Annotated in this window: 1 protein-coding gene; it reads left to right on the top strand. The window is 56.0% G+C overall.

Annotated elements, in window-relative coordinates:
• Nucleotides 1–386 (top strand): hypothetical protein (locus R0K30_RS21215; protein ID WP_410612744.1); only part of this gene is annotated, 386 nt, incomplete at both ends.

Below are 386 nucleotides of genomic sequence, written 5' to 3'. Positions count from 1 at the left end.
CAGTGTGATTGCTACCCTGAACTTGACCGACGCAGAAGCGGCGGACATTGACAGCATCTTGCTGACCAATGCTGATGGCAGCACCCAAACCATTAGTGTGGCGGATGCGATTGCAGGGGTCACCGTGTCCATTCCAGCAGGCACCTTGCTTGCTGACATGCCAAGCTTTAGCATCACCCCAACGCAAGATGCGATATACGAGATATCAGAAACCATTGGCATGAGCCTATCGAGCCCAGTCAATGCCGCTCTTGGCACCGCCACGGCGAGCGCTGAGATCTTAGATGAAGACGGTGGCGCCATTGACGCCCCCGTGGTCAGCATTGCGGCAACCGACGCGCAAGCGATTGAAGGGGTAGACAACACCCTCATCTTTAGCGTGACTC

This window comes from Bacillus sp. SIMBA_154, from assembly GCF_046536015.1.
In the GTDB taxonomy this organism is placed as follows: domain Bacteria; phylum Bacillota; class Bacilli; order Bacillales; family Bacillaceae; genus Bacillus; species Bacillus pumilus_P.
Note: the sequence above shows the minus strand (reverse complement) of the source record. Positions and strands in the feature narration are given on the sequence as shown.